Here is a 25642-nt window from a genome sequence, read left to right on the forward strand (position 1 = left end):
TTTTATCCATCATGACTCAAACTTATCTTTTGACCAAGTAACATCTGCATTCTATTTAGTAATTCAGTCTCTTGGAAGGGTTTACCCATATAATCGTTTACCCCAATATCTAATGCGCGTTCGCGATGTTTTTCACCAGTACGTGACGTTATCATAATGATTGGAATATCGCGTAAGCGTTTATCGAACCTTACTTGTGTTGCCACTTCAAAACCATCCATACGTGGCATTTCTATATCCAATAAGATCAAGTCAGGTATGGTCTCTTGTAAAATCTCAATAGCATCAACACCATCTTTTGCAAGAGCGACATTGATACCTTGACGCTCAAGTAAACGTGACGTGACTTTTCGAACCGTCACAGAGTCATCAACCACAAGCACAGTCACTTGTGTTTCCACTCCACTACGTTCAGGCTTTGGTATTTGAACCATGGTTTGCGTCGATGCATTACGCATTAGCGCGATAAGGTCTAAGATCAACATAACCGATCCATCACCCATAATAGTCGCAGCCGAAATACCTGCCAAATGCGATAACTGACGACCAAGTGGCTTTAACACCACTTCAATACGAGAGCCTGCAATTTGGTCCACTTGCAGGGCCATTTTTTGACCAGCACGGTTTTTAATGACGATAAGCGGTAAGCTAGTATTGGTACTGACCATCAGCTCATTCAGCTTACTACCAGATAAGATTTCATTTAGATAACGGACTCGGTAATCCTCATCTTCGACATGTAAAGTAGTAGCACCAGATGCATAATAATCATATAGCCTTTCTGGATTGACTCGTATTACTCGCTCAATCTGTACCAAAGGTATGGCGTAGTAACGATCCGCTGCACGTACTACCAAAGCATCAGATACCGCCACTGTTAATGGCAAACGTATGGTAAAGCGCGATCCTTTACCTTCCTCAGATGTGACGGTTACCATACCGCCTAACTGACGGATTTCACTGATAACCACATCCATTCCTACCCCACGTCCTGAGATTTGGGTGACTTGCTGGGTAGTCGTAAGACCGGCATTAAAAATATACTGAATAATGTCTAAATCAGTCAGACTGTTATCGCTTGCATCGATAAGCCCTTGAGCAATTGCTTTATTTCTGACTGCCTCAACATTGATACCGCGACCGTCATCACTAAGGTTGATGACAACTTCACTGCCTTCACGTAGGACTTCTAAAGTGATATGACCGCTACGGTTTTTACCAGCTGTTAGACGAGTTTGAACATTTTCAATACCGTGATCGACTGCGTTACGCAACATGTGCTCTAGTGGCGAGGTAATGCGCTCTAGAATGGTTCTATCCATTTCGTCATCAGCATTGATAATTGTCAATTCTACCGACTTATTAAGCTCATTAGCAGTTTGACGTACGATACGCTCAAGACGCGGTGTCACACGTGTGAATGGCACCATACGCGAATTCATTAACCCATCTTGCAGTTCAGTTTGGGTACGCGATAGTTGCAGCAGCAAACCCTCACTATCACGTGTCTTTTCTAACATAGTGCTGTTGATTTCGATCAAATCAGAAGCGGACTCTGTGAGTGATTTAGATAGCTGATTTAATGAAGAGTACTGATCCATCTCTAATGGGTCAAAGTCCTCGTTATTCACCAATTCATCATCATCAATTTGCGATAAAATTTGCGCTTCAAGCTCAATCTCCATTCGACGTAGCTGATCCGCTAAGCGTTGAACGGTAGTGCCCATTTCTTCAATACTATTGGTTAAGCTACTTATACCCATATCAATACGTGCACGGTTGATTGCAGACTCACCCGATAGGTTAATCATATGTTCAACCAAACCACCAGAGATACGAATCATCTCGTTACTACTGGTGCTTTGCTCTTGCTCTGCAAAGCTACCTGCCATAGATGGCATCTCTTTTAAATTTTCGACTACCCGACCTGACTGTTGTAGCATTTTGGCTGCTAAAATCGTACTACGCTGAGCTTGCAACGTTTCATTAGGAATATGTTTTAAGTCATCAGGGTTTTTACTAAACTGCTTTAGCGCCAAGATTAATGCGTTGGGTGTTGATGGATTGACCTGCTGTTTTAGGATAAACACCGCATCAGCCAACCAATCATGACAGTCTGTTAGCAGCTGTGAGATCATTTTGGTCGCAGGCTTTCGCAGAATAGCCAACTCTTCGTATACTGTCTCCATCTCATGCGCAAGATCAGCAATACCATTCGCCGCCACCATACGTGCGCCGCCTTTAATAGTATGCAGATCTCGCTGCAGTGCTTGCAATGCTGCCACGTCACTGACGTTGCCTAAAAACAGCTGCAAATACTTATTGCTACTGACAACTATCTCATCTGCTTCTTCTAAAAAGACTTCTAAAATATCAGGATCCGGTAGACCATCTGTCCAAGACTCAGCAATGATGCTATCCAAACTGGCGGTATCAGAAGCTTGCTCGCTCTCTTGATGACTGTCTTGCGTCTCATTTGAATCATTATTATGGTTTTGGAGCGCTGGTAAAACCAAAGTAATCACTCTTGGTAGCTGAGCGCTGCGTTCAAATTCTTGCAACTGTCCAATGAGATCATCAGCAAAAAATGCTTCTTGATAGCGCACAACATAATCAATCTGTAAAGACAGAGTATCTTGTACCATTTGCATAATGGTCAGCCATTGCGCTGTTGGGTACAATCGTTGTTCAACAAACGCTTCATAAATACTTTCAGCCTCGTGCGTCAGGTCGCCGATACTACGGATACCTGCCATGCGCGCTCCACCTTTGATGGTGTGCAGATGACGCTGTAGTACTTTTAACGCTGCCATATTGCCACTATCAGCACGCCACTTGCTAAAGGACTGAGCGATAGCACTATCAAGCTCTTGTGCTTCTTCTAAAAATATCTCCAACAACTCAATATCGGTATCGATTGCTTCAAGTTGTAAGATCTTGGCCTGTATGCTTTTTACCGTCGTTGATTCATCACCCTCGGCCTCTTCTGTTTCCTGATACACTATTAGATTATCATCTGAAACATTTGAGCTGCTTCCAATATCTGCTGTACCAATTGCAGATAAGTCGTCTAGTACTTGCTGATCCACTTTTAAAGACATGCTACCTGCCAAAGCATCGAACAAGCCCACTAATTGGCGGTGACCTGCAAACAATACTGTCTGTATTTTTGCGTCGTAAGCTGCCTCAATATTGCTATTAAGATAGCTATACGCTGAGTTTAAAGCTGCTAATAACGAGGTAAATTTTGACGACTCTTTAGTCTGGCCTGCCAACTGATTGATTTGTTCAACTTGTTTTTGAACATAGTTTTGGACATGTTCAATACGGCCATCATTTAATGCTTCACCCAGCTCCCATTCAGCATTTAATAGGGTATCAACGTCTGTTTCTAGTAGCTTCGCCACGCTTAGTTTATTGTCTGCTAATGTATGCGCTGCATTGGATTCATTCAGTATTTTTTGCAAAGACATAAGGTCTTCTTCATTATGTAGACCCTCATCAGTTAAATCTTGCTCCAAACTTTGCTGATAGGCGTCCAGATACCCTTCAATTAATCTCACTGATTGCGCTAACGCTTGTAAGTGATGATCACTCATTGGTGTATCGTTATTTTGTAGTTGCTCTAGGCTATGCTCTATAGTTGCACTAATTTCACTAATTGAGATGAGTGCACTAGAGCCAGAAGCTGCTCGCAAAGTATGGAAGGCGCGTACAATCTCATCAGTGACTTCAATGTGTTCAGCGCCATCATGAGCTTTGACAAACTTATTGATGTCCTGTAATAGTGAATGCGCCTCTTCAACGAAGATTTTGTAAAAAGTTTGTTCTTCAGCACTTTGCGGTGTTATTACCACTGGTGCGTCTGCCATCATCTCATTGATAGAATGAATGGTCTCTAGCATGTTGTCGCTACTGTCGTCTCCATGCTTTTTATCATTATCATCAGTGAATTTACTATCATACATACCAATATTATTTTGGTTGTCTAAACTGTTTTCGTTACCTGAGGACCATACTTTACGTAAACTAACATAGCTAAATTTATCACCCTGCTTTTTACTATACGCATTAGCACAGGCGACCCATAAAGGTACTACCGCTGGGTAGTCCGCATCGTGACCCTCGCTATTACTAGCAAATATTTTCACTAAATCTGGGTAAGTGGCTAGGACATCAGCTACCAGTTGTACGATATCTGCAGACACTATAATAGTATGGTCTAAGATACGATTAAGCATGTCTTCGATAGACCAAGCAAGCTCACCTGTATAGTAAGCGCCAACCATACGTCCTGAACCTTTCAAAGTATGAAAACCTCGACGTATTTCTTTTAGTCCCGTTAAGTCAGAAGGTACTAGACGCCATTGTTCATATTTTGGTGTAATTTCATCCAATACCTCTTCTGCTTCTTCGATAAAGATCTCTTTAATTTCTGGATCACTATCTTGAGCATCAACAGGTAATTGTTGAGCTTGTTGTATAAAAGGTTCAAGTGCGACAGGAATGCTTGGTTTGTTTGTTTGAGCATTGTTCGTTTGGGCAGCGCTGTCCAATATAGCGTCTTGGGACTTGGAAGTAGAGTTAGTTACTGCAGCGTTATATTGGCCTACCATATTTTGCGCGTCAGTTGGCGCGACCTGAATTTCTGATGTATCCAAACCAGCCAATAATGACTTTCCTGCTAATAGGTTGTTACTTTGCAAAATAGTAATAGCAGGATCGATACTAGGCTCTTGTAATGCTGCAAAATCTGCGACCAGCGCTGATAGATGCGCGGTTGTTTGAGTCACTAACGTGACCACGTCTTCTGTGACGGCTAACGTCTTATCTAAAACTCGGTTTAATAGATTTTCAATGGCCCATGCCATCTCACCAACAGTAAAGGCCCCTACCATCCGTCCCGACCCTTTCAACGTATGAAAACCGCGGCGCACTTCGGTCAATGGCGACAAATCTTGAATATCTTGCTGCCAGATAGGTAAAAAGTCTTTTAAATCAGTAAGTACATCGTCTGCTTCTTCGATAAAAATATCGCGAATCTCTTCATCTATATCAAAATTATCAGGTTTTACTTGCGTACGTGCAGCTTGTAGCTCTTTGCTGTCTCGACTGATAGCATCCACTTTTTTTGCAGCGCTTACTTGGACACCAGCATCATCATCTAATACGTTTTTATTTAACGCCTCGTCAGTAGGCACGATCTCACCACTGTCATCATAGCGAACAACATCGGATAACATTGGCTCATTTGCTATAAAAGCAGGCACTACTTCATCAGGCGCTGCTATCAATGCATCTACCAATCTTTGCGCCTGCTCTATATGCTCATTGGCTTGCTGCAATAAAGAACGATCAAATACTTGCTGGGCTAAATAATCTAGCAATAGCTCAAGCGCTGTCACACTCTCCGCTAAAGACTGCGTTAGATTCCAGCTGATATTTTTTACTTTGTGGGTTTCTAATTTAGCAAACACTTTTGCAAGCTTGTCACTAACTGTCTGTACTGACGTCAAACCCATCTCTTCAAAAGCATTACCGATCTCATCAAATGCGGTGGCTGTTGGTAAGAGGTAGGTTTGTTGCTGATACACATAATCGTTAAAATTATGCTTTAGGTCTTCGACTGCAATACGTAGCTGGCGTAAATTATCATTGGTAAAGGTGGTAGGATCTAGGGCATTCTCATCAATAGCGGTATCATCGGAAGCAGCTAATGTTACAAAAGACGCTTTATCGCCAATTTTGATATGAATAGACTGTTCAGTGTTGTAAATGGCACTATATAACTCTTCAAGCTGACGTTCAATCTGCTCACTTACTTCTGCAAATGACGACTCTGATATCATGTTATTGTCAATGTCGAGCAAGATTTGTGTTACTTGTGCTTCGTAGCGAGACCAACCACGACATTCAAGCTGTCTTTGGAGTTGCTGCAAAGGAGCTATAACTGCTTGTGGGTTATTGAGACCTAAAATTATAGACTCAAGCTCAACCAATATACGTGGTAAAAAACGTAATGTAGATTCGGTCGATTTTGATAAATGACTTAACAAACCATGTGTCTGTTGATCAATATTCTCAAGACCACTTATTTGTATATAGATATCAGCTATTAAACCTTCGATATCTTCATGAGCTATTTGTTTATTCTCATTTTTTTTAGCAGCTATTAGATTAGAATCTATACTACTGCTTGATGAGTTATTTGGCTGCTTACTTACATCGATAGTCTGCTGATACCGGCTATCTAAGACCTCGTCTAACTGTGATAGTAGCTGCGCATAGATAGCTGGTAGTGGTAATGAGTTGTCTGCTAGGTTACTCAACCAAAGCTCTGTTAGAAACCATAAACGCTGTTGAGCGTCGGCATTATTTGTATGCTGTAAGCTGACAGCTTGCCATAAATAGTGACTAACCTTTTTTAAGCTCAGTAGGACAGTTGCATCATTGTTATTGATGGCCAACAACTGCTGGACTTGTTGACGCCATACCAGTAACAACTGTTTATATTGCTCAGGTAATAGGGGTGATAAAAAAGAGCCACTCGTCTTTGTAGCGTTGGGTATTACCACATCAATTGTTTGGGTGGAAAAGTTATGATCGTCATCAGCTAAGGTATCTTTTAGCGATAAATTATTATCTGTTGCTACATCTTGCTGCGGTAACAGATGTATAAGTTTATCAACCGTTCTATCAATAAGCGCACTTCGGTAACTTCCCGTATGGACATATTGAGTCAGCTCATATTGCAACAATTGATGAGCAAATCGCCCTACTCGGAAATACTGAGCAGTTAATAGTGTACCATCACTCTTACTATAGGCTAATAAGCTAAGCTTTGTAGCCAAAGTAGCCAGTTGGGGCAAGTTAGCCATTATTAATGCACCACTGATCTCGTGGTAATCTCTTCCTATACGCTTAAAATCAGGATAAGTATCTAACTGCCAGTCCTCAGACACTAGTGATAACTGCTGATCAAAAAGTGGGAGAAGCCATTCTAGCGTCACCATTTCATTTGGCTGGTTTTTCATAGGATTATCCTAACTCGTTTAGGCACTAATTTTTTGCCATGCATTAACCTGTGGATGGGCAATGCGGCGCATATTTGAAGGTCGCCAAAACAGCGCCTCTCCTGGAGCCAATATGATATAACCGCCTATCGCACACTGTGCAGACAGTCTTGTCAAAATATCGCGCTGATCAAACTGTCGAAAATATATCAACACGTTCTGACATACAATCACTTGCTGCAGATGCAAGGTCGCTAGACCCTGAGTAAAAATGTTGTGCCAGATAAAACTGACTTGTTCATGCAACTCTGGCACTACTCGCCAATATGTTGGATTTTCGTTTTGGTCGGTAGCGGCTAATGGTTGCGTAAAATGCTGATACTCTGACGGAATAAGTCGTCGTTGTCGCTGATCATATTGTCCTTTACGTGCCTTAGTGAGCGCTCTTTGACTAACATCTGAGCCCAATAACACATAATTTGAGGTGTTTTTTGCAGCTAGACTCATTGCCAACGACCACACTTCTTGGCCTGTAGCACAGCCGACGCTCCATATACGAAAAAGCCTTGTACTACTACCGTTACTACTACTAATGCTATCGTTAGCATAGTCTTCAATAATATTTTGCGATAGCCGAGCACTGTACTGACTTGCCAGCGATGTTATAAACGCTATTGAAGGTTCATGCCGAAAAAAACGACTTTCAGGAATAAGCACGGTATCAAGTAACTGCTGGTTCAGTTTGTTATCTTTTTTTATAGCTTCCCAAAGCTCTGCTACAGACAAATTGTTTTCTGTGGCTGTGGTTTCAATAGCATTCAATAACCATTGAGACTGCTCTTTTGGCAAGACAAAACCAATTTCTTGTTCTATATAGCGTTGCCACTGAACAACTGCAATTGGCCTGTCTTTTAAGCGAAAAAGGGTCGGCTCATTTATTTTTAGATGGTTGCGTCTCAAATGATTGAGCTTAAACTTACTGGCTCTTAAGCCATTTACCTTGTGTATATCCGTACCCACGTTAGATGTATTAAATGACATTTTTTATCTACGCCATAGCGGAAGTATGATCTTGAAAGTCTTCTTCGTAATCATGCAACTGCTCATCATCATCAGATAATTTAAAGCCTGTTACTGACTCTTGAAGCGCTGCTGCCATTTCGCTCAACTCACCAACTGAACGCGCAGTCGCCATTGTTCCTGATGAGGTTTGCGACGTAATATCTTGAATAATATTCATTGCATTAGAAATATGACCAGCAGACTCTGCCTGTTGCTGCGCCGCATTTGAGATGTTTTGAATCAAATCAGCCAACGTATTAGAAACGCTTTGCACTTCTTCTAGCGCCTCTCCAGCATCTTTTGCTAAACGTGCCCCGCGTACAACTTCTGAAGTCGTTGTTTCCATTGACATAACTGCTTCACTAGTATCTGCCTGAATGGTCTTAACCAAGGTTTCAATCTGCTTGGTGGCATTTGCTGAACGCTCTGCTAGACGCTGAACTTCATCAGCAACTACCGCAAAACCACGACCAGCGTCGCCCGCCATGGATGCCTGAATAGCAGCGTTCAATGCCAAAACGTTGGTCTGATCTGCAATGTCGTTGATAAGGCTTACAATATCACCAATCTCTTGTGATGATTCACCCAGACGTTTGATACGTTTTGAGGTTTCTTGAATCTGATCACGAATTACGTTCATACCTTCGATAGAGCGCTGTACCACGTCGCCCCCATTATGGGCAATGGCAACTGAGCGCTGTGCAACTGATGCAGACTCGGTCGCATTGGTTGATACTTGATCAATCGATATTGCCATCTCATTAATCGCAGCAGAGACACTAGCAATCTCTTGCGCCTGATGCTCAGAAGCTTCGGCAAGTTCAACGGCATTCATCTGGGTCTGTTCAGAAGATTGAGAGACTTTTTCAGCAGTGCTGTTAATAACCAATACCAGCTGACGCAATTGGTCAATGGCGAAGTTTACTGAGTCAGCAATCGCACCAGTAAAATCTTCTGACACCGTTGCATTAACAGTTAAATCACCTTCCGCTAAGTCACCTAGCTCATCAAGCAAACGTAAAATAGCCATCTGGTTACGTTCGTTTTCTTCTTGAATTTGTCGTGCACGCTCAGATTCAGTTTCTGCTTCTTGGCGACGACGTAGGGTTTCTTTTTCAATCAATACTCGCTCAGTACCACCTTGTTGTTTTAATAGTTGGGAGAGCGCGTATATAACACCAAGCAAACCTAGTAAGAATATAAGCGCAGGCCACATCACACCAGTACGTGTCAAGATATCACGATCTATACTAGCCAACTGTGCTTGAGTATTAGTAGCAAGCTCGCCTAGAGCACGCGCGTTCTCGCGAGACTCGATAGCAGGACTATTTAATGAAGCAAGCTCTTGTACCACAGGGGCAACAGCAGTATTAAAGGTTTCAGATATACTTTGTAAGGCGGGTAACGACTCACCATAGTTTTGCTGCTGTACGTCTAACGTTTGAGCAAATAGTGCTGCTTGCTCTGCAAATTCTGCTGGCGTACCATCAATACTACGAGTCAGCTTATCCATCTCAGTATGCAAACGCTCAGCGCGTAAGCTCTGAGTCTGCATATCGCTGATGGCTGCAACAGGTATGTTGGCTGCAACCGCCTGTTCTATAACCTGACTATAGTCGCTTTGCATCTGTTTAGTAGCCGTAGCGACATTATCTTTTATGTCTTGTAGTGCATTGACATCGTTGCGATGATTGAGGACGTAATCAATCTTCTCTTTATTGGCTTGCCATTCGGTCTTAAGCTCACCAAAGACCGCTCTATGATCAGTGGCGTTTTGTTGAGCTGAGATTAATGCTACTTGATAACGTTGCACATTATTTTGTAAGGCATCATAAGCATTAGCGCTTACATCAGCGTCACGCGAAAAAGTGGCATCATTAACGTTTTTTACAATGTTAGCTGCACTGACTTCTAACTGATTGACGTTACTTAAGTAGTTACTTACTGTCGATAGCGTATTAATAAGCAGAATCAAACAAGCCACACTTGCTAAGGTGAAAATTCCTAATAGAATCTTCCATATATTATTGTTAGGGCCTGATGTTTGTTGATTGCTACCAGTCGTAAGGTTTTCTATAACATCACTCATTGCGCGCGTTCCTTTCAAACAGTCGTTTAAGTCATATCGTGACTGACGTTGTTAATGATCATCATCCAATGATGGTTTCTAGCGATCATTGGCAAAATTTCTATTAATAAAATCTTCTTTAATGCTGACATATCATCTTTAATGTCAGTCTTTATAACTTTTATGCTCTTGCCTAAGTTCTACAAACTTAGTGGCAGATATTGAGTGGTTACGATCACCTACAAATACTGATTTATATCGCAGCATCAATATAGTCTATATCTCGTGCTAGCATACTCGGCATAAAAATATACCAGTCTTGACCATCTTTGGAGAACTTGCCATGGTTGTAAGCTGCAAATGGCGAGTCACTATCAATGGCTTCAGCGCGATATTGATCACGAGTAAACTGCTCGATACCAATGACTCTATCAACCAATAAACCTGAAAACACTGAGCTATGATCGACAACTATTACCTTACGATGACTTTTTTGCTGCTGACTAGGGATTTGCAAGAATTGCGCCAAGTCAGTGATTGGTAGCAGGCGTCCTCGGACGTTGGCAATGCCAAGCATCCAAGGTTTTACTAATGGCATACTGGTATATTCAGGCATGGCCAACACCTCAGATACCTCTCCCATGGGCGCAACCAGACGCTGACCACCGATTTCAAAGACTATGCCACGCCAATCATACACCTGCCCGCCTTGACGTCCACTACTACGAGCACGGGCAAGATCAGCTAAGCGTAGAAGCTCGATAAATCCTTTGGAAGCCACAATTTACTCCGTTACTGTACGGATAATACGTACAAGCTCATTTTCGTCGACTGGCTTGACTAGGTACTCTCTAGCCCCCTGACGTTTGCCCCATACCCGATCAGTCTCCTGATTTTTAGTGCTTACGATGACGACAGGGATATGGGCCGTTGTCTTACCACGGGTGATTTTGCGAGTTGCTTGAAAACCATTCATTTCAGGCATCACCACATCCATTAACACCACATCTGGCAAATATTCAGCAGCCATTGAGCAGCCTTTTTCACCATTACTGGCTTCTAGTATTTGAAAGTTGTTCTTCGTTAGAATGTCGCGAAATTTTGCCATTTCAGATGGCGAATCGTCTATGACCAACACAGTTGTCATGGTTATTCCTTTTATTGTCGTTTTTATCCATTCGGATAAATTATCAAAGCCATTAAGTAATGCGTTCAGTGAGGTATTGCCTCTTTTTCAAAACATCTGAATAAACGATCACTCGTTGTTGGCTATCATTGGTCGTTACATATTTAGGTTCGATATCTTTTAAAATGTGTCGATATATAAGCTAGGTACGGTACTGGTTAATAGTCTCAAACAGCTCATCTTTACTAAATGGCTTGGTGAGATACTCATCAGAACCCACAATGCGTCCTCGAGCCTTATCAAACAGTCCATCTTTAGAGGACAGCATAATGACGGGAGTACTTGCATAGTCAGAGTTGTTTTTTATCAGGGCGCAGGTCTGATAACCGTCAAGACGTGGCATCATAATATCGACAAAAATGATGTCAGGATTATTGTCAACAATCTTTGCAAGTGCATCGAAACCATCAATTGCAGTGACGACTTCACAGCCAGCTTTTTGTAGTAAAGTCTCAGCGGTACGACGAATGGTTTTTGAGTCATCAATGACCATGACCTTTAACCCTTCAAAATTATTTTCCATTATTACTTTCCTATGAATAGATATTTATTCTTGACATGGTTGCTACTTACTGTTTGACAAACCCTTACAAAACAAGAGTTTCATTAAGCAGTCTCAGTAATTTTTCGACCAATATTTAAGTCTGTTTTGTAACTATATTGTATAAACAAAATACCTTAGGCCCGTTTTGTCATAGTTCACTCAAACTTTTAATGGCTCAGACCACGCATACAACAATTGGGATAATTGATATGATCGCTCTGTTTTGCCTTACATTGCCCGCATCACTCTATGATTCTGTCTCATAGATGTTATTAATAACTGTTATCTAGATAGATACTAGTTATCGCACCTTTCATTCTTTATCTATATAATAAAATGACGTTCACCATAATGATTAATGACGATGCGTATAAGACTTTCTAACAACTGCAAGAACTGTGCCTTCTTGTTAAGTAGCTTACTTATAATTGCTTGCCAGCCTCCAGCACCTGTAGACAATCAACCGCTTAACGAAAAAGATGTACAGGCAGACTCTCCTATTATCGCTAGTGCCGATAGTGTCACTATGGCGTCTGATTATATTTTGAATATCAAACCCTCTCGCTATCAGCCAAGTCTTGGCTTGCAAGGAGTAATCGAACCTACTAAGCAGTCACGTTTTGTCGCAGCGCATGACATCATTGTGCAAAAAGTATTGGTTTCAGAGGGGCAATGGATAGAGGAAGGTACCCCACTACTAATAGTAAAGCGTCAAGTGTCTGTTGATAAAGTCAGTGCAACTTCTGCAGTTACTGAAGACGTTGAACAAAAAGAAAAGAGTGTTGCTAGCAAAGTGAAACCCGCTACTAACATGCCAAAAGAAGGAGCTACAGATAGTAATGATGAAGAATCGAATAATAATGTAGCGTCGATAGAGAAAGTCTTGACCAATCGTGATGTAACAGATGACAAGGTAGATAGCAGTATAGATAATAAAAAATCTAACAATGACCAAGATACAGCCACTGTAGAGCAAACCATACCGACCAATTTATCAGCACAGTCTATTGTAGTACGAGCAAGCTTTTCTGGACGTATTGATAAATTACACGTAAAAAATACTCAACCAGTTACTGCTCGCACACCTTTATTACGTTTAAGCGATGATAAAAACTTGCAGTTTATTGCCACGCTTCCTCTAAAAATGAAACCGCAACTGTCAGTTGGACAGACTGTGAATTTTACAGCCGAGAATTCGTCAGAGAAGTTTGTTGGACAGATTGGAAAGTTAGCCACAAGTAATCAGCCTGGCAAGCTACAGGTCTATGTTCATGTCGTCAAAAATGAAGCCAGTCGTGATAAACTCCGACCTGATATGCTCGTTTCTGGACGGGTTGATTATGGACAGATAGAAGTCGGTACCATTGTGCCTGAATATGGTATCCATGATGCTGATCTGTCGGTACTAAAAGAGCCCCCTTATCAGTCGCTTATGCCAATCACTGCTAACGTTTGGATAATCAAACAAGATCAACGCTTAACTCGCTTGTCAGTAGAAGTAATCAAGTATGATCCCAGCACTGAACAATATCTGGTTGCTGGTATTAGTAATGATAGCCTTATTTGCTTAGCAGATTTGCCCATAGAGTCAGTAGGCAAAAAGGTAATTGTTTCATAACGTTGTTCTATCCAATACTCAAACTTCACTTTAGAATTTTCAGAACAAAATATCATTCATTTTATCTGCTTTTTACGTTGTACTCTTATTTAGGCTGACTAAAATAGCGACCTCATAAAATATATTAGCGATATCGCGAGTTACATTGTGTAGAAATATTAACAAAGCGCATCTTGTGTGGTAAGGCCTAAGTTAGGCAAAATAGACCCAGTAACATTTGTATTGCTCATTTTTCTGTTGCTATGGATACGATATAGTACTATGTATCTTAGAAAAATCAGAAAAATAACCATAATGACTAAAACAACAATTATTGAATAATAACCATTACTAAAGGACAGCTCATGAGTAAACAGATCCTATTAATTGAAGACGATCCAGATTTGGCTGAATTGATCAGCGATTACCTGACAATGAACTATTACGATGTTCATCATGCAGGGCTAGGTCAAGAAGGTTTGGATATATTGGACACTAAAGAGCGTGACATTGATCTGGTCGTACTAGATTTGATGCTACCTGATATGGATGGTATGCAGGTTTGTCAAAAGATACGTGGCAATAAAAACAACATGACTAATAAAGTGCCTATTATTATGTTGACCGCAAAAGGGGATACAACTGATCGGGTGCTGGGTCTCGAGATGGGTGCTGATGACTATATCGCCAAACCCTTTGAACCGCGAGAATTACTAGCCCGCATACGTGCTGTGGTTCGTCGTCATGAACAGCCCAATCAAGCAGACAGTCAGTCTGATAGTTTAACTTTTGGGCGTTTGAGCGTGTTTCCTGATAGTCATGAAGTGACCATTGATGAGCAGCCAGTACGTCTAACCACTCATCAGTTCCAACTATTACATTACTTTGCGACTCATTCTGGTAAAGTGCTCAATCGTGAGCAGTTATGGCAGGCAATGCCAAACGACGATAGCTCTGATAATATTGACCGCGCAATTGATGTACATATTTCACGCTTACGTGCCTTAATTGAGGACAATCCGCGCCAGCCAAAACGCATTATTACTGTGCGCGGCGTTGGTTATCAATTTGCAACTGATCAGGTTTAACGACTTATCTGATGCGTAAAATCGGTTTGAGTAAACCATTAAAGTAATGACCAAATAAAAATAGCCATCACGTCAACCGCGATGGCTATTGTTAGTCATTGATATCAGCGTTCGTTAATAGAGAGCATGTAATGCAGCAGTTGGGTTTTCGCTCCGTGTTTGCCAAACTATTTGCTAGTGTGATGCTGGCACTTGTTTTGTTCGCAGTCGCTATGGTGTTATTGACACAGCTCGTTCATGATAAAAATGCTGGTATTCGCTCTGAAGTGGTGGCAACTCAAATACTTGGACAAATCGATCCTTTTTTGCATGAACTAAATACGGCCGTTAGTAAGAACAACCGTTTGCAATCGCGTTTTATGTTAGCCGTGGTCAAAAAAAGCTTTGATATCTTTGATGAATCATTGCAAGCTAAAATGGGACTGTATGACAGTAAAGGTCGCCTGCTCATGCAAACCGACAACAGTGATCTGCCCTTAGAGCTACCTGCAACGCCTTCGTTATTAACCATTATATTCCCCTCTTTTTCAGAAACGCCTCCCACTCAACAAGCTCAGGTCTATAGTAGTACAGGCTATACATTGCTGTATGAGTCACGACTATCGCCCAAAAAACCAGCTTTATCTGCGGCGCTAAACTTGTTCACCGGCACCCTACTCTTACTTATGATTATGGCAGGCGTACTATGGTGGATTGCACGTTCAATGACATGGCGTATCAATCACATGAGTCAGCAGATGAGTCAACTTGGTGACGGTGACTTTACTGTACGTGTCAATAGTCGTGGTAATGATGAAATTGCTTTTCTTGCTCGTGGGTTTAACCAAGCAGCGCAAAAAATCGAACACCTAATTGATGCCAATAATTTGTTGTTGGCCCATGCATCACATGAGCTACGCACACCCATTACCCGTATCCGTCTGCAGATAGAGATGATGGACATGTTGGCAGGTTCGATGCCAAGCGATACAAAGGCAAAGTTTGACAAACGTGCCCAGGCGATCAACCGTGATTTATCAGGGCTTAACGATTTGGTCGAAAGCATCTTGTTAGTGAGTCGACTTGATGCAGGTCATGTGATGCAGCAGGTTGAACGTGTGGACTTATATGACTTAGTGAATCAAGAGCGTCAGCATTATCCAGAAGCAACATTGATCGGCGAACATATTGTAATCGATGGCCAACCGCCGATGTTGACTCATCTTATTCGCAACCTACTAAATAACGCTATGTTGCATGGTGTTCCTCCAGTAACTGTTTTGTTATATGGCGCACAAACCCTTGCAGAAGCAGATACCCTACCTGAATATTTGTTAGATTCGCTTGTATGTAGTAGCTTTGCTGACTACGGTCATTCAAACTATGGCCACCCAACTTATGACAAACCTATCGATATAATAGAACAGTCTAAAGACGAACAAGAAGACAGCCCTACCTCTATCCAGTCTGTTGAACAGACCTCATCCGATGCATCAGAACAGCCTGATATCATACCAGCACCGGTTATTTTCAAAAATGGCGAAACGCTTGTTAGTCATGATGAAGAAAACGATAAAAACAGTTACGATCATAATGAGACCGATCAGTTAAGCGACATATCTGATAATAATTATAATAATCAGGGTCAAAAACAGACAGCGGATATCCTAACTTCCAATGACAATAGTAAGACACTTCGTCATGACCACTATAAACTTGCTTCTGATTTAACTAATAGAATCAAAAAAGTCGTTTGGAATATCGTCCCAGAATCGCAAGAACAACATCTAAAGACCGGCGCGCTAAGTGATGCTCTAGTCAAACCTGTCACTCACAAGCGAGTAATTGAAAAGGCAAATACTGCTGACCATAAAGGCAATTCAGCCAAAGACAATAATGCTAGCAACAGCAACGTTAATAGTGATGGCAATAACACACCACGTAAAGAAAGCCTATTTAAGAAACATCTTAAAAAAGTCAAATCTGAAGATGCACGCCCTTTACCAAAATATGCAGTACTTGCAGTCATTGATGAAGGTACTGGTATCCCAAAAGACAAGCGCGAAGAAATCTTTAGCCCGTTTGTGCGCTTACAGCAAAAAAACAAAGGTTCTGGTCTAGGTTTATCACTGGTATCACAAATCGTCACGGCTCATCAAGGCCAAATAATTACTGATACTATTAATGGACATACCAGATTTTTGGTGGTTATTCCAGTCAAGCATAATCCACATAAAAATCATGATAACCGTGTTTAGGTATGGCCAATCTAGTTATTGATATAAGCTAAACAATTCTGTTTTTTAACCTAATACTTGTTTGTATCTATCCACTACTGTATCTCAAGCCTCTATGAATACCCTCTATACGTCGAGTACTGTATAAGGCTAATATCCATATCGTTATAAGCGGTTCTCGAATGTTCATATCCAAAACGTCTAGAAATATGCTATATTACTGCCCCTTATCATATAGCCATTGATATAGATTTGACGTTGGCATCTTGCAATAGTATATCGACATTATCACCGCTACCTTATTTACTAAACTTCGAGCATTCCATGAGCGATATGATCGTCCTAAATGACGTGACCAAAAGCTTTTTAAGCGACCGATCCATAAAAGACAAAGATGGTAAGCCGCATTGGTTTACTGCGGTTGAACCGACGTCTCTGTCTGTTCGACAAGGTGAAATCTTTGGTTTGATGGGCTATTCAGGTGCTGGTAAATCTACCTTACTACGATTAATCAATATGCTTGAGCGTCCTGATGGCGGTCAAGTCATCGTTGATGGTACTGACTTGACGACGTTGTCCGCCAGTGACCTACGTATTGCGCGTCACAATATTGGCATGATTTTCCAGCAGTTCAATTTGATGGCCAATCGCACCGTCTTTGATAATGTGGCGTTTAACTTAACAGTGTCAGGTTATCCTAGTCGCGATTTACGTAAACGTGTCATGGACTGTCTTGAGATTGTGGACCTAACTGATCGTGCAGGTCATTATCCTGCCCAGCTTTCAGGTGGACAAAAGCAGCGTGTCGGTATCGCACGCGCGATTGCCCCAAGTCCAAAGGTTTTGTTAGCAGATGAGCCGACCAGTGCGCTTGACCCTGCAACGACTCGCAGTTTGCTGACCTGTTTGCGTGATATCAATGACCAGCTTGGCGTAACCATCGTGATTGTCACTCATGAGATGAGCGTGATTCGTAGACTCTGTGATCGGGCTGCACTACTTCATCAAGGAAAATTGCTTGAAGTTGCAGCAGTAAAAGAAGGTCTGATTCAAGCAACCACTCCGATTGGCAAAGGCTTAGTCGTTGAAGATTAATGAGGTAAAATAAACAGATATGTTAACTGGTACTGAACTATCCGCCTCAGTAGATAAGCTGTATGCGCTGCGTAAAGAGATTTGGCAAGCATCGTTTGATACCTTTGTCATGCTTGGTATCTCGACCGCGGCTGCTGTTACGATTGGTGGGCTATTTGGGATATTCTTATTTTTGTCCAGCGATCGGCAGTTTTTACAGAATAAAGGATTGTATGCAATCTTAGGCGGTATCACCAACTTTATGCGTGCCTTCCCTTTTGTCATTTTGATGATTGCCATGAGTCCATTTACCAAGGCGATTGTCGGCACAGGTATTGGTCCTATTGCTGCCTCTTTGGTTCTAGCAATTGCCGGCTCGTTCTACTTTGCACGTTTGGTCGAACAAAATCTGCGTGAAGTACCACGTGGTATTATCGAGGCAACCGAATCAATGGGCGCACGTCCTTTTACGATCATTAAAGTATTGCTTAATGAGGCGCGATCAGGACTGGTGTTATCCGTCACTATTTTATGTATCAGCCTACTGTCTTATTCAGCGGCGGCTGGTATGATCGGTGGGGGCGGCCTTGGTGATCTGGCGATTCGTTATGGTTATTACCGTTATCAAACAGAAGTCATGATTTTTATTGTCATTATGCTATCAATCATGGTCATCTCAATTCAAGCTTTTGGTAATTGGCTGGCGACTCGCTTGGATAAACGCTAAGCCACTTTGTAGAATACTTGACATTGTAGCCGACTAGGTTTAATTTGACCGTCATCCGATTTTTTGTAGAGGCAGCATTACTATCCATAATGTTGCTTTTTTAATGGTTACTTTATTATTTATTTGAGGAAATATTATGAAATTAACAGATATTAGCCGTCAGTTGGCGACTGCATTTGCCGCTGTTGGTGTATCGAGCCTAGTGTTGGTCGGTTGTAATAACTCATCTGCACCAGAAGCAAATAAAGAAGCGGTTACTGAGGGTTCAACAGCCCAAACTGCTGCTAGCGATATCGATCCTGAACACACAAAAATTGTCATCGGTACGACCGAAGGCGACTTTGCTGATATGGTACGTAATCAAGTTAAAGCCTCACTAGAAGAGCAAGGTTATGAAGTTGAGTTAGTGCCTTTTACTGACTATGTACGCCCTAACCTTGCACTGGCTGAAGGTGATTTGGACATCAATATTTTCCAGCATAAGCCTTATCTTGATACCTTTAAAAAAGAAAATAACCTTGATTTGGTCGAAGTTTTCCAAGTACCAACCGCGCCGCTTGGTATCTATTCAGGCAAAAAAAGCACTCTAAATGATGCTTATAAAGGTATGAGCGTCTCTGCACCGAATGATCCAAGTAACTTTGCCCGTGCCTTGGTAATGATGGACGATCTGGGCTGGATCACACTAAAAGACAATATTGATCCATTGACTGCTTCAAAAGCTGATATCGCTGATAACAGTAAGTATGACATCGACATCATTGAACTAGAAGCGGCTCAATTACCACGCGCTCGTGACGAAGTCGACTTTGCTGTCATCAATGGCAACTATGCAACAGATGCTGGTATTGAGCTGACCGAAGCGTTGTTCCAAGAGCCAAGCTTTGCTTATGTTAACTGGTCAGCGGTCAAATCTGCTGATGCTGGTGAAAAATGGGTGGCGGATGTGACCGACGCTTATAACTCAGAAGCTTTCAAAAAGTATGCTCATGATACTTTCCCAGGCTATAAATATCCAAAAATCTGGGATGCTAGCATGGCAACAGCAGACGAGACAGCTGCAACCACTACTCCTGTAGAAGCAGAAGCAGCACAGTAATTTAAAATGTAGCTTTGTCTTTTTTGAAAACGCTCAATACCGCCCAGTATTGAGCGTTTTTTATACCTTATTTTATACACAATTTACGTTACCTACTTACTAAAAATGACGTTACAGCCTGTTTGTACTTTGTAGGAAACCGTCACTCACTCTTTCACTTTTTTCTATTTTTTTCTATAGTAGTTAGGTCGCTTAGTCATTGTATTAGGCTAGGTTTTACAGTTAACACTATGATATAACTATTGTTAACTCAGGTTTAGAAACTTCTAACCCAAATCGTATCATGAATTATTTAAAAAGCTATAAAACCACAAATCACACATAATAAGGATAATAATATGAGTACCAAAACTTATAAAATTCGTACCGCAGGCAAAGCCAATATCCCTGTATTAGGACTTGGTACCTGGCAATCAACGGGACAGGACTGTATCGATGTCGTCAGTCAAGCACTAAAGATGGGTTATGAGCATATTGATACTGCGCAAGCTTATGATAATGAAGTCGAAGTCGGAAAAGGCATCAAACAATCAGGCGTGGCTCGTGATAAGTTCTTTTTGACCACAAAGATTTTCCCTGATGATATGAAGTTTGAGCCAGAAAAGCTAATCGCAGCGGCCAAACGTTCGCTAGAAAACCTCGATACCGATTATGTCGACCTGCTATTACTACACTGGCCAGATTCCCGTGTACCGTTATCTGAGACCATTCCTGCATTGTGCGAGTTGCAAAAACAAGGCTTAACACGCAATATCGGTGTCTCTAACTTTAATATCGCCAATATTATTGAAGCAAAAAAACATGCTGATGTCCCTATTGTCGTCAACCAAGTCGAGTTTCATCCGTTTATCAAACAAAACACCTTGCAGACATTTTTGAATAATCATCATATTTTGCTGGAAGCTTATTCACCTCTCGCACGCGGTGATGTGTTTAATAATGACGTTATCAAAGAGATTGCAGATAAGCACAACGTGACTCCAGCCCAAATATCATTGGCTTGGATATTATCGGACAAAGACCGTGTGGCTATTCCAAAGACTTCTAATCCTGATCATTTACAAGGTAACTTGGATGCTATCGAAGTCCAGCTGAGCGCCGATGAATTAGAAAAAATTGGCAACTTGGCTCGTAGTGATGGCCGTAAAATCGAACATCCTGATTATACTCCTGTATGGGATGACTAACTTTTATATCAACACCCGTATAAAAAAAGCGCCGCTAATATTTTATTAGCGGCGCTTTTGCTGTCAGTAGATGTTTAAGACTACTGTTGCAACGTTTTGGACTCATGGATTGGCTCTGCTGGATTGTACTGCTCTGAAGTCGGCGTCAATCCATTGCGGTTATTAGCTTTCATAGACTTGGCGACCTCAGGCGGCATATAGTTTTCGTCATGCTTGGCTAGCACTTCACCGGCCACAAAAGTCTCGCCCTGCATTTTACCAGTGGCGACCACGCCTGAATTTTCAGCAAACAAATCCGGCAAGATACCTTGATAAGTGACCGGAACCGTTGATTCAAAATCCGTAATCGCGAACTCAACGTTCAACGGATTATCTGGTGCACGCTGTACGCTACCAGCGACGACCATACCACCTGCACGAATACGCTTATCTTGAGGTGCTTCGCCCTCGGCAATAGCGGTCGCATCAAAATAATAGTCAGTCTGCTGGCCAATAGCATAAATGACCAGTACCACGGCAATTGCTGCTCCTGCTAACGTAAACATTACCCACATCAGTTTTTTGCGACGAACTGCATTCATACTATTACCTCATTAATGAGTCTTTGCCCTAAAAAATATAGGCAATACCATCTAAATCTATAAAACAAAAAATATTAGAATATTAAAAAAACTACGATTAAAAAAAATTTTTAACATATTTTTCTAATCGTACTCTTCTAATGGTTATATGGTAGCATTTTTCAAACAAATCAATAAGCCTTTAAACACTAATAAACTTATGTTTTCATTATTTAAAAAAATGTAATAGTACATGCTAAGGCAATGATATTAAAATATTTTTTACAACGTTTGCTTGGGTATAGAATTGGGGTTTTTAGCAGTACGCTGAGCTTGACGCGCTTGCTGAATGGTCAGCTGTTTGATAAGTGTTTGTCGCTGCTTACGACTATAAATAATAAAAGCCAGCATCACGCCGACCGTAATTGCCCAACACGACCAGACAAACACGCCATGCTTACCCATGGCGATAAATTCAGATACGCTATAAAAGTAAGGCTGCATAATCAGCTCCTAGCCATTATTTGTTTTGCCCACGAATATATTCTTTGACCCACGCTTTACCTTGATCTCGGTACAAAATGAGGGTGTTAGTACGATAAATCGTTAATGTCGCGACTAGTAAGTAACTACCAATAATCATGAGCAGCAGCGGCATCCACATATCGGCTGACATTTTTGGTGCGGCGGTTAAGGTAAAAGTTGAGCCTTGATGCAAAGTATTCCACCACTGTACCGAGTATTTGATAATCGGCAGATTCACCGCACCGACAATAGACAAAATGGCCGCCGCTTTACCTCGATTAGCGGTATGCTCAAACGCTGCAAACAACGCCATCACGCCTGCATATAAAAACGCCAAAATCAGCATAGACGTTAAACGCGCATCCCAAACCCAGTAAGTACCCCAAGTAGGTTTTGCCCAAATAGAGCCGGTGATTAAGCTAATCACGCAGAGCAAAAAGCCTAATGGGGCAAGCGCCTGCGCCACCAGACTAGCCGTCTTAATTTTCCAAACGAGAAAGATGACCCCTAATACAGCGAGGACAAAATAGATAGAAATAGCGATACTGGCCGCTGGCACGTGGATAAAGATAATGCGGTAGCTATTACCTTGTAGGTAATCGGGCGGCGCAAAAGCGAGACCCCAAACACTACCGATCAGTAGAAAAATACTGGCTAGTATAGCTAACCACTTAACCCAAGGCGCAAAGATGCGAAAAAACTGCTTGGTACCCACAGTGGTCAAGAAGCCTTGCCAGATACGCTGCCATAGGCTAGGAGATGAGACATTATTCAGGTTGGGCATGGGAATAAACCTATTTGCACAGCTTATTGGTTATACAGATACTGCATCATGAACTTGCTACATCATAAACGCTACTATCTGCTAACCTACTGGCGTTAAACACTGGATAGAATCTACAAGTGACTTGTTATGGATTTAATTGGCTATTATAGCAAAGTTGCCCGTTTTCAACATGCTGTTAATATAAAGGTTTTTTCAGTTTAGCCACGCCATTTTTAGGGTCATGGCAATCACCCATGGCATCACAAGTACCGAGATGATGCTGCCTGCCAATAATAAAGCCAGAATCGGCAAACCATTAAGACCAGTAGCAAATAAGTCAACTGCTCCTGTCGCAAAAATCAGTACTGGCAACTGCATCGGCAAAGCAATCAAAGGCACCAGCACCGCGCCATTCTTTAATGATAGCGTCAAGCTACTGGCGACCGCTGACAACATCAACAGCATCGGACTACCTGTCACAATAGAAGCCATCAATATCCACGCTTCAAACCAGCTAAGCTGAAATAATGGCACGGCAAGTAAACTGAGCACGGCCACAATCCCACTACTAAAAATCCAATGGATGACTAAGCGGATAAGTACCCATAACGGTAGCGACGCTTTGGCGACGACCAACTGCGCGAGCGTGCCATTATCGAGAGCAGGTTTAAATAAACCATCAACGCCCATCACCAGTGACAACAAGGCAGCAATCCACACGGCCGAAACCCCAAGACGCTGCAACAATGCTGGCTCGCTACCTACGGCTAACGGAAACAAGGTAATAATTACTAAAAACAGGACTAAAGGGTACAACCACTGTACTGCCCCTTGCTGCTTCACGTGCCATTCGCGCCGCCATAACTGCATAAAGCTGATACCGCGCGCAGCTAATGCACTAACATTTGAGCTTTTATTCGCTACTTGTACTGGACTGTCTTGCATTAGGTTTTCTTGCATGGTGCTCTCTTGCACTGGACTGTCTCGTAATGGACTATCTCGTAATGGACTGTCTGTCATTATTCGTCCTTTCACTTATATTTGTCGCGCTTATACCATGTAATCTGACAAATCGAGCACCTGATTGGCGACGCCGACAGTTTGATGGCTGGTCATCAATATGGCACCACCAGTATGGGAAAATTCGCGCAATCTATCTTCCATTCGTGCCACCATATCAACATCAAGTGCGGTAAAAGGCTCATCCAGTAACCATAATGGTGTCACGTCCGGCGTCAACAAATATAATCTTGCAAGGGTGATGCGACGCGTTTGCCCAGCAGATAAATGGCTTGAGCTAATCGTCTCAAAGCCCTGCAATCCCACCCAAGCGAGGGCGTCATCAATATCAGCGATACTTGGGCTAATGCCGTATAGATTCAGCAGAAAGGTCAGATTTTGCGCGACCGTCAGATTGGGATGAATGCCTAACTGATGCGAGACATACAAAGGCTGAATGGGTAAACTTGCTACCCCTTGATAGTGAACCTCGCCCGTCAGCACTGGCAACAATCCCGCCAGTTGCATCAGTAGCGTCGTTTTACCGGTACCGTTTGCACCAACTAAATGACAGATGCTGCCCGCAGGTAAGTTAAGCGTGACCCCTTCACATAAAGGTATTTCACCGCGCTGAACCGTCAGCTCATCGAGCGCAAGTAAGGGTGCATCCACAGCCGTCATCAAATCTCTCATTATTTATCAAGCGCTAAGCAATATTCATCACAAACGAATACATGGTTCATGGCATAATACTTTATGCTCACTCTATCCACACAGTATAACAAATTGTCGATTACTATGACCTCAAAACCTATGCAGACTTCAAAAGATAACCAAACTTTAAACACGCAAGTATCAGACATGCAAACGCCAATGCCTCATACAGGTGCCGTAACGGCTCATTCTAGCGCAAGCTTATCAGCTACCAGTCTAACTATGGATAGCTTAATCAATGCTCAAGTTGCCTTTATGCAGCAGTGGTTACAGCAGCAAGCAGAGCCGATGGCTGTAGAGGCTTGGCAGTGGTTAGGCGCACAGCCATTACATAGATACGTCAGCGCCGATGATTTACAGCATCTAATTAATGACTGGCTACTGAGCCAACCGATGAGCGATGTCATGCGCACCGATATTCGCGATATATTGCATACCATCATTTATCATCCGGTCAACGACAACGTACCTTTATCTGAGCTGGTAGATGATACTCAGGTTGAGACCCTTGCCAATTACATCGGTAGCCATGACGAGCAACGTAATGCCTTGATTCATACGCTCGTCGGCAATGAAACCTTTGCAGACTTACTAACGCAAACGTTATATCACGCTATCAACGACTTTATGGAAACCACGCTAGATAAAGCAGGTGGTGTCGGCAAGCTCATGAAGCTTGGGCGTAACTCATTTGAGAAGGCAACCAACAGAAACCTAGATGAGAAGTTGCAAACCTACTTGCATCGCAATATTAAAGACTTAACTCGCCGAGCGGAGGCAAATGCGCAAGCACATCTGTCAAACGAAGAAGTCGCTCGGCTGTTGATAACAGGTTGGGAGCGCATCAAAGACCAACCGATTAGCCAATTGCAAACCTACTTAAACGATGAGCCTGACCATAGCAGTATTGATCATATCGAAGCCAGCATCCAACAAAGCTATAACCGTCTGCGCTTGTCGCCTTATCTGCGCAGCCTTGTCTCAGCTAGCGTCGACACTTGGTATGACAATCATCAGTCGGATACGATTGCAAGCGTAGCAGCGAGCTTGTATATCGATGAAGAGGCCATGGCGCAATTAAGTAGCGCCCTACTTCCTGTCGTGCATGACGCTCTTGAAAGTACCTGGCTGACCACTCATATCTATAACATGTTACAAGCATTTTATGCGCAACCTAACATCAAAGATGGTTTTGTATTCAGTAAAGATTAATTCGA

19 protein-coding genes are annotated in these 25642 nt (G+C 42.1%); 8 read left to right on the forward strand and 11 right to left on the reverse strand.

The window, feature by feature from the left end:
• Window positions 1–2: 2 nt before the first annotated feature.
• The 6 genes from Q0890_RS03790 to pilG form a co-directional block, all read right to left on the reverse strand.
• Window positions 3–7034 (reverse strand): Hpt domain-containing protein, encoded by a 7032-nt coding sequence (locus Q0890_RS03790; protein WP_299217796.1) that lies wholly within the window; start codon window positions 7032–7034, stop codon window positions 3–5.
• A gap of 18 nt (window positions 7035–7052) precedes the next feature.
• Window positions 7053–8054: a CheR family methyltransferase gene (locus Q0890_RS03795; protein ID WP_299217798.1), complete on the reverse strand. Its 1002-nt coding sequence runs from the start codon at window positions 8052–8054 to the stop codon at window positions 7053–7055.
• 7 nt (window positions 8055–8061) lie between these two features.
• Window positions 8062–10164: a methyl-accepting chemotaxis protein gene (locus Q0890_RS03800; RefSeq protein WP_299217799.1), complete on the reverse strand. Its 2103-nt coding sequence runs from the start codon at window positions 10162–10164 to the stop codon at window positions 8062–8064.
• 232 nt (window positions 10165–10396) lie between these two features.
• Entirely contained in the window at window positions 10397–10924 is a 528-nt protein-coding gene (locus tag Q0890_RS03805) for a chemotaxis protein CheW (protein ID WP_299217800.1), read from the reverse strand.
• A gap of 3 nt (window positions 10925–10927) precedes the next feature.
• The gene (locus Q0890_RS03810) at window positions 10928–11290 is read right to left on the reverse strand and encodes a response regulator (RefSeq protein ID WP_299217801.1); all 363 of its coding nucleotides are present in this window, start codon (window positions 11288–11290) and stop codon (window positions 10928–10930) included.
• Between the two features lie 181 nt (window positions 11291–11471).
• The gene (pilG, locus tag Q0890_RS03815; RefSeq protein WP_299217802.1) at window positions 11472–11852 is read right to left on the reverse strand and encodes a twitching motility response regulator PilG; all 381 of its coding nucleotides are present in this window, start codon (window positions 11850–11852) and stop codon (window positions 11472–11474) included.
• A 385-nt stretch (window positions 11853–12237) separates the two neighbouring features.
• Here pilG and Q0890_RS03820 point away from each other — a divergent pair, with 385 nt between their 5' ends.
• The 7 genes from Q0890_RS03820 to Q0890_RS03850 all read left to right on the forward strand — a co-directional run bounded on the left by Q0890_RS03820 (window position 12238) and on the right by Q0890_RS03850 (window position 20861).
• Window positions 12238–13491, forward strand: a complete 1254-nt coding sequence (locus Q0890_RS03820) for an HlyD family efflux transporter periplasmic adaptor subunit (protein ID WP_299217803.1) — start codon at window positions 12238–12240, stop codon at window positions 13489–13491.
• 344 nt (window positions 13492–13835) lie between these two features.
• Window positions 13836–14558 carry a response regulator transcription factor gene (locus Q0890_RS03825; RefSeq protein WP_299186927.1) on the forward strand — a complete coding sequence of 241 codons (723 nt, stop codon included), beginning with the start codon at window positions 13836–13838 and terminating at the stop codon, window positions 14556–14558.
• A 131-nt stretch (window positions 14559–14689) separates the two neighbouring features.
• Window positions 14690–16795, forward strand: coding sequence for a sensor histidine kinase (locus Q0890_RS03830; RefSeq protein ID WP_299217805.1), 2106 nt, complete (start codon window positions 14690–14692; stop codon window positions 16793–16795).
• Between the two features lie 303 nt (window positions 16796–17098).
• On the forward strand, window positions 17099–17869 hold the full coding sequence (locus Q0890_RS03835; RefSeq protein WP_299217806.1) for a methionine ABC transporter ATP-binding protein: 771 nt from the start codon (window positions 17099–17101) through the stop codon (window positions 17867–17869).
• A 109-nt stretch (window positions 17870–17978) separates the two neighbouring features.
• On the forward strand, window positions 17979–18575 hold the full coding sequence (locus Q0890_RS03840) for a methionine ABC transporter permease (protein ID WP_299218010.1): 597 nt from the start codon (window positions 17979–17981) through the stop codon (window positions 18573–18575).
• A gap of 136 nt (window positions 18576–18711) precedes the next feature.
• Window positions 18712–19674 carry a MetQ/NlpA family ABC transporter substrate-binding protein gene (locus Q0890_RS03845; RefSeq protein ID WP_299217808.1) on the forward strand — a complete coding sequence of 321 codons (963 nt, stop codon included), beginning with the start codon at window positions 18712–18714 and terminating at the stop codon, window positions 19672–19674.
• Between the two features lie 338 nt (window positions 19675–20012).
• Window positions 20013–20861 (forward strand): aldo/keto reductase, encoded by an 849-nt coding sequence (locus Q0890_RS03850; protein ID WP_299217810.1) that lies wholly within the window; start codon window positions 20013–20015, stop codon window positions 20859–20861.
• A gap of 80 nt (window positions 20862–20941) precedes the next feature.
• Here Q0890_RS03850 and ccmE read toward each other — a convergent pair whose 3' ends face one another.
• The 5 genes from ccmE to ccmA all read right to left on the reverse strand — a co-directional run bounded on the left by ccmE (window position 20942) and on the right by ccmA (window position 24392).
• Entirely contained in the window at window positions 20942–21442 is a 501-nt protein-coding gene (ccmE, locus tag Q0890_RS03855; RefSeq protein WP_299217813.1) for a cytochrome c maturation protein CcmE, read from the reverse strand.
• 261 nt (window positions 21443–21703) lie between these two features.
• Window positions 21704–21925, reverse strand: coding sequence for a heme exporter protein CcmD (gene ccmD / locus Q0890_RS03860; protein ID WP_299217814.1), 222 nt, complete (start codon window positions 21923–21925; stop codon window positions 21704–21706).
• A gap of 16 nt (window positions 21926–21941) precedes the next feature.
• Window positions 21942–22730, reverse strand: a complete 789-nt coding sequence (ccmC, locus tag Q0890_RS03865) for a heme ABC transporter permease CcmC (RefSeq protein ID WP_299217816.1) — start codon at window positions 22728–22730, stop codon at window positions 21942–21944.
• A gap of 195 nt (window positions 22731–22925) precedes the next feature.
• A complete protein-coding gene (locus Q0890_RS03870) occupies window positions 22926–23582 on the reverse strand; it encodes a heme exporter protein CcmB (protein WP_068039454.1) in 657 nt (218 codons plus the stop codon).
• A 180-nt stretch (window positions 23583–23762) separates the two neighbouring features.
• The gene (gene ccmA, locus Q0890_RS03875; protein WP_299217818.1) at window positions 23763–24392 is read right to left on the reverse strand and encodes a heme ABC exporter ATP-binding protein CcmA; all 630 of its coding nucleotides are present in this window, start codon (window positions 24390–24392) and stop codon (window positions 23763–23765) included.
• 132 nt (window positions 24393–24524) lie between these two features.
• Here ccmA and Q0890_RS03880 point away from each other — a divergent pair, with 132 nt between their 5' ends.
• Window positions 24525–25637 carry a hypothetical protein gene (locus Q0890_RS03880; RefSeq protein ID WP_299217819.1) on the forward strand — a complete coding sequence of 371 codons (1113 nt, stop codon included), beginning with the start codon at window positions 24525–24527 and terminating at the stop codon, window positions 25635–25637.
• The last annotated feature ends 5 nt before the right edge of the window (window positions 25638–25642 follow it).

Origin of the sequence: uncultured Psychrobacter sp. (assembly GCF_947488565.1) — a bacterium.
GTDB lineage: Bacteria > Pseudomonadota > Gammaproteobacteria > Pseudomonadales > Moraxellaceae > Psychrobacter > Psychrobacter saeujeotis.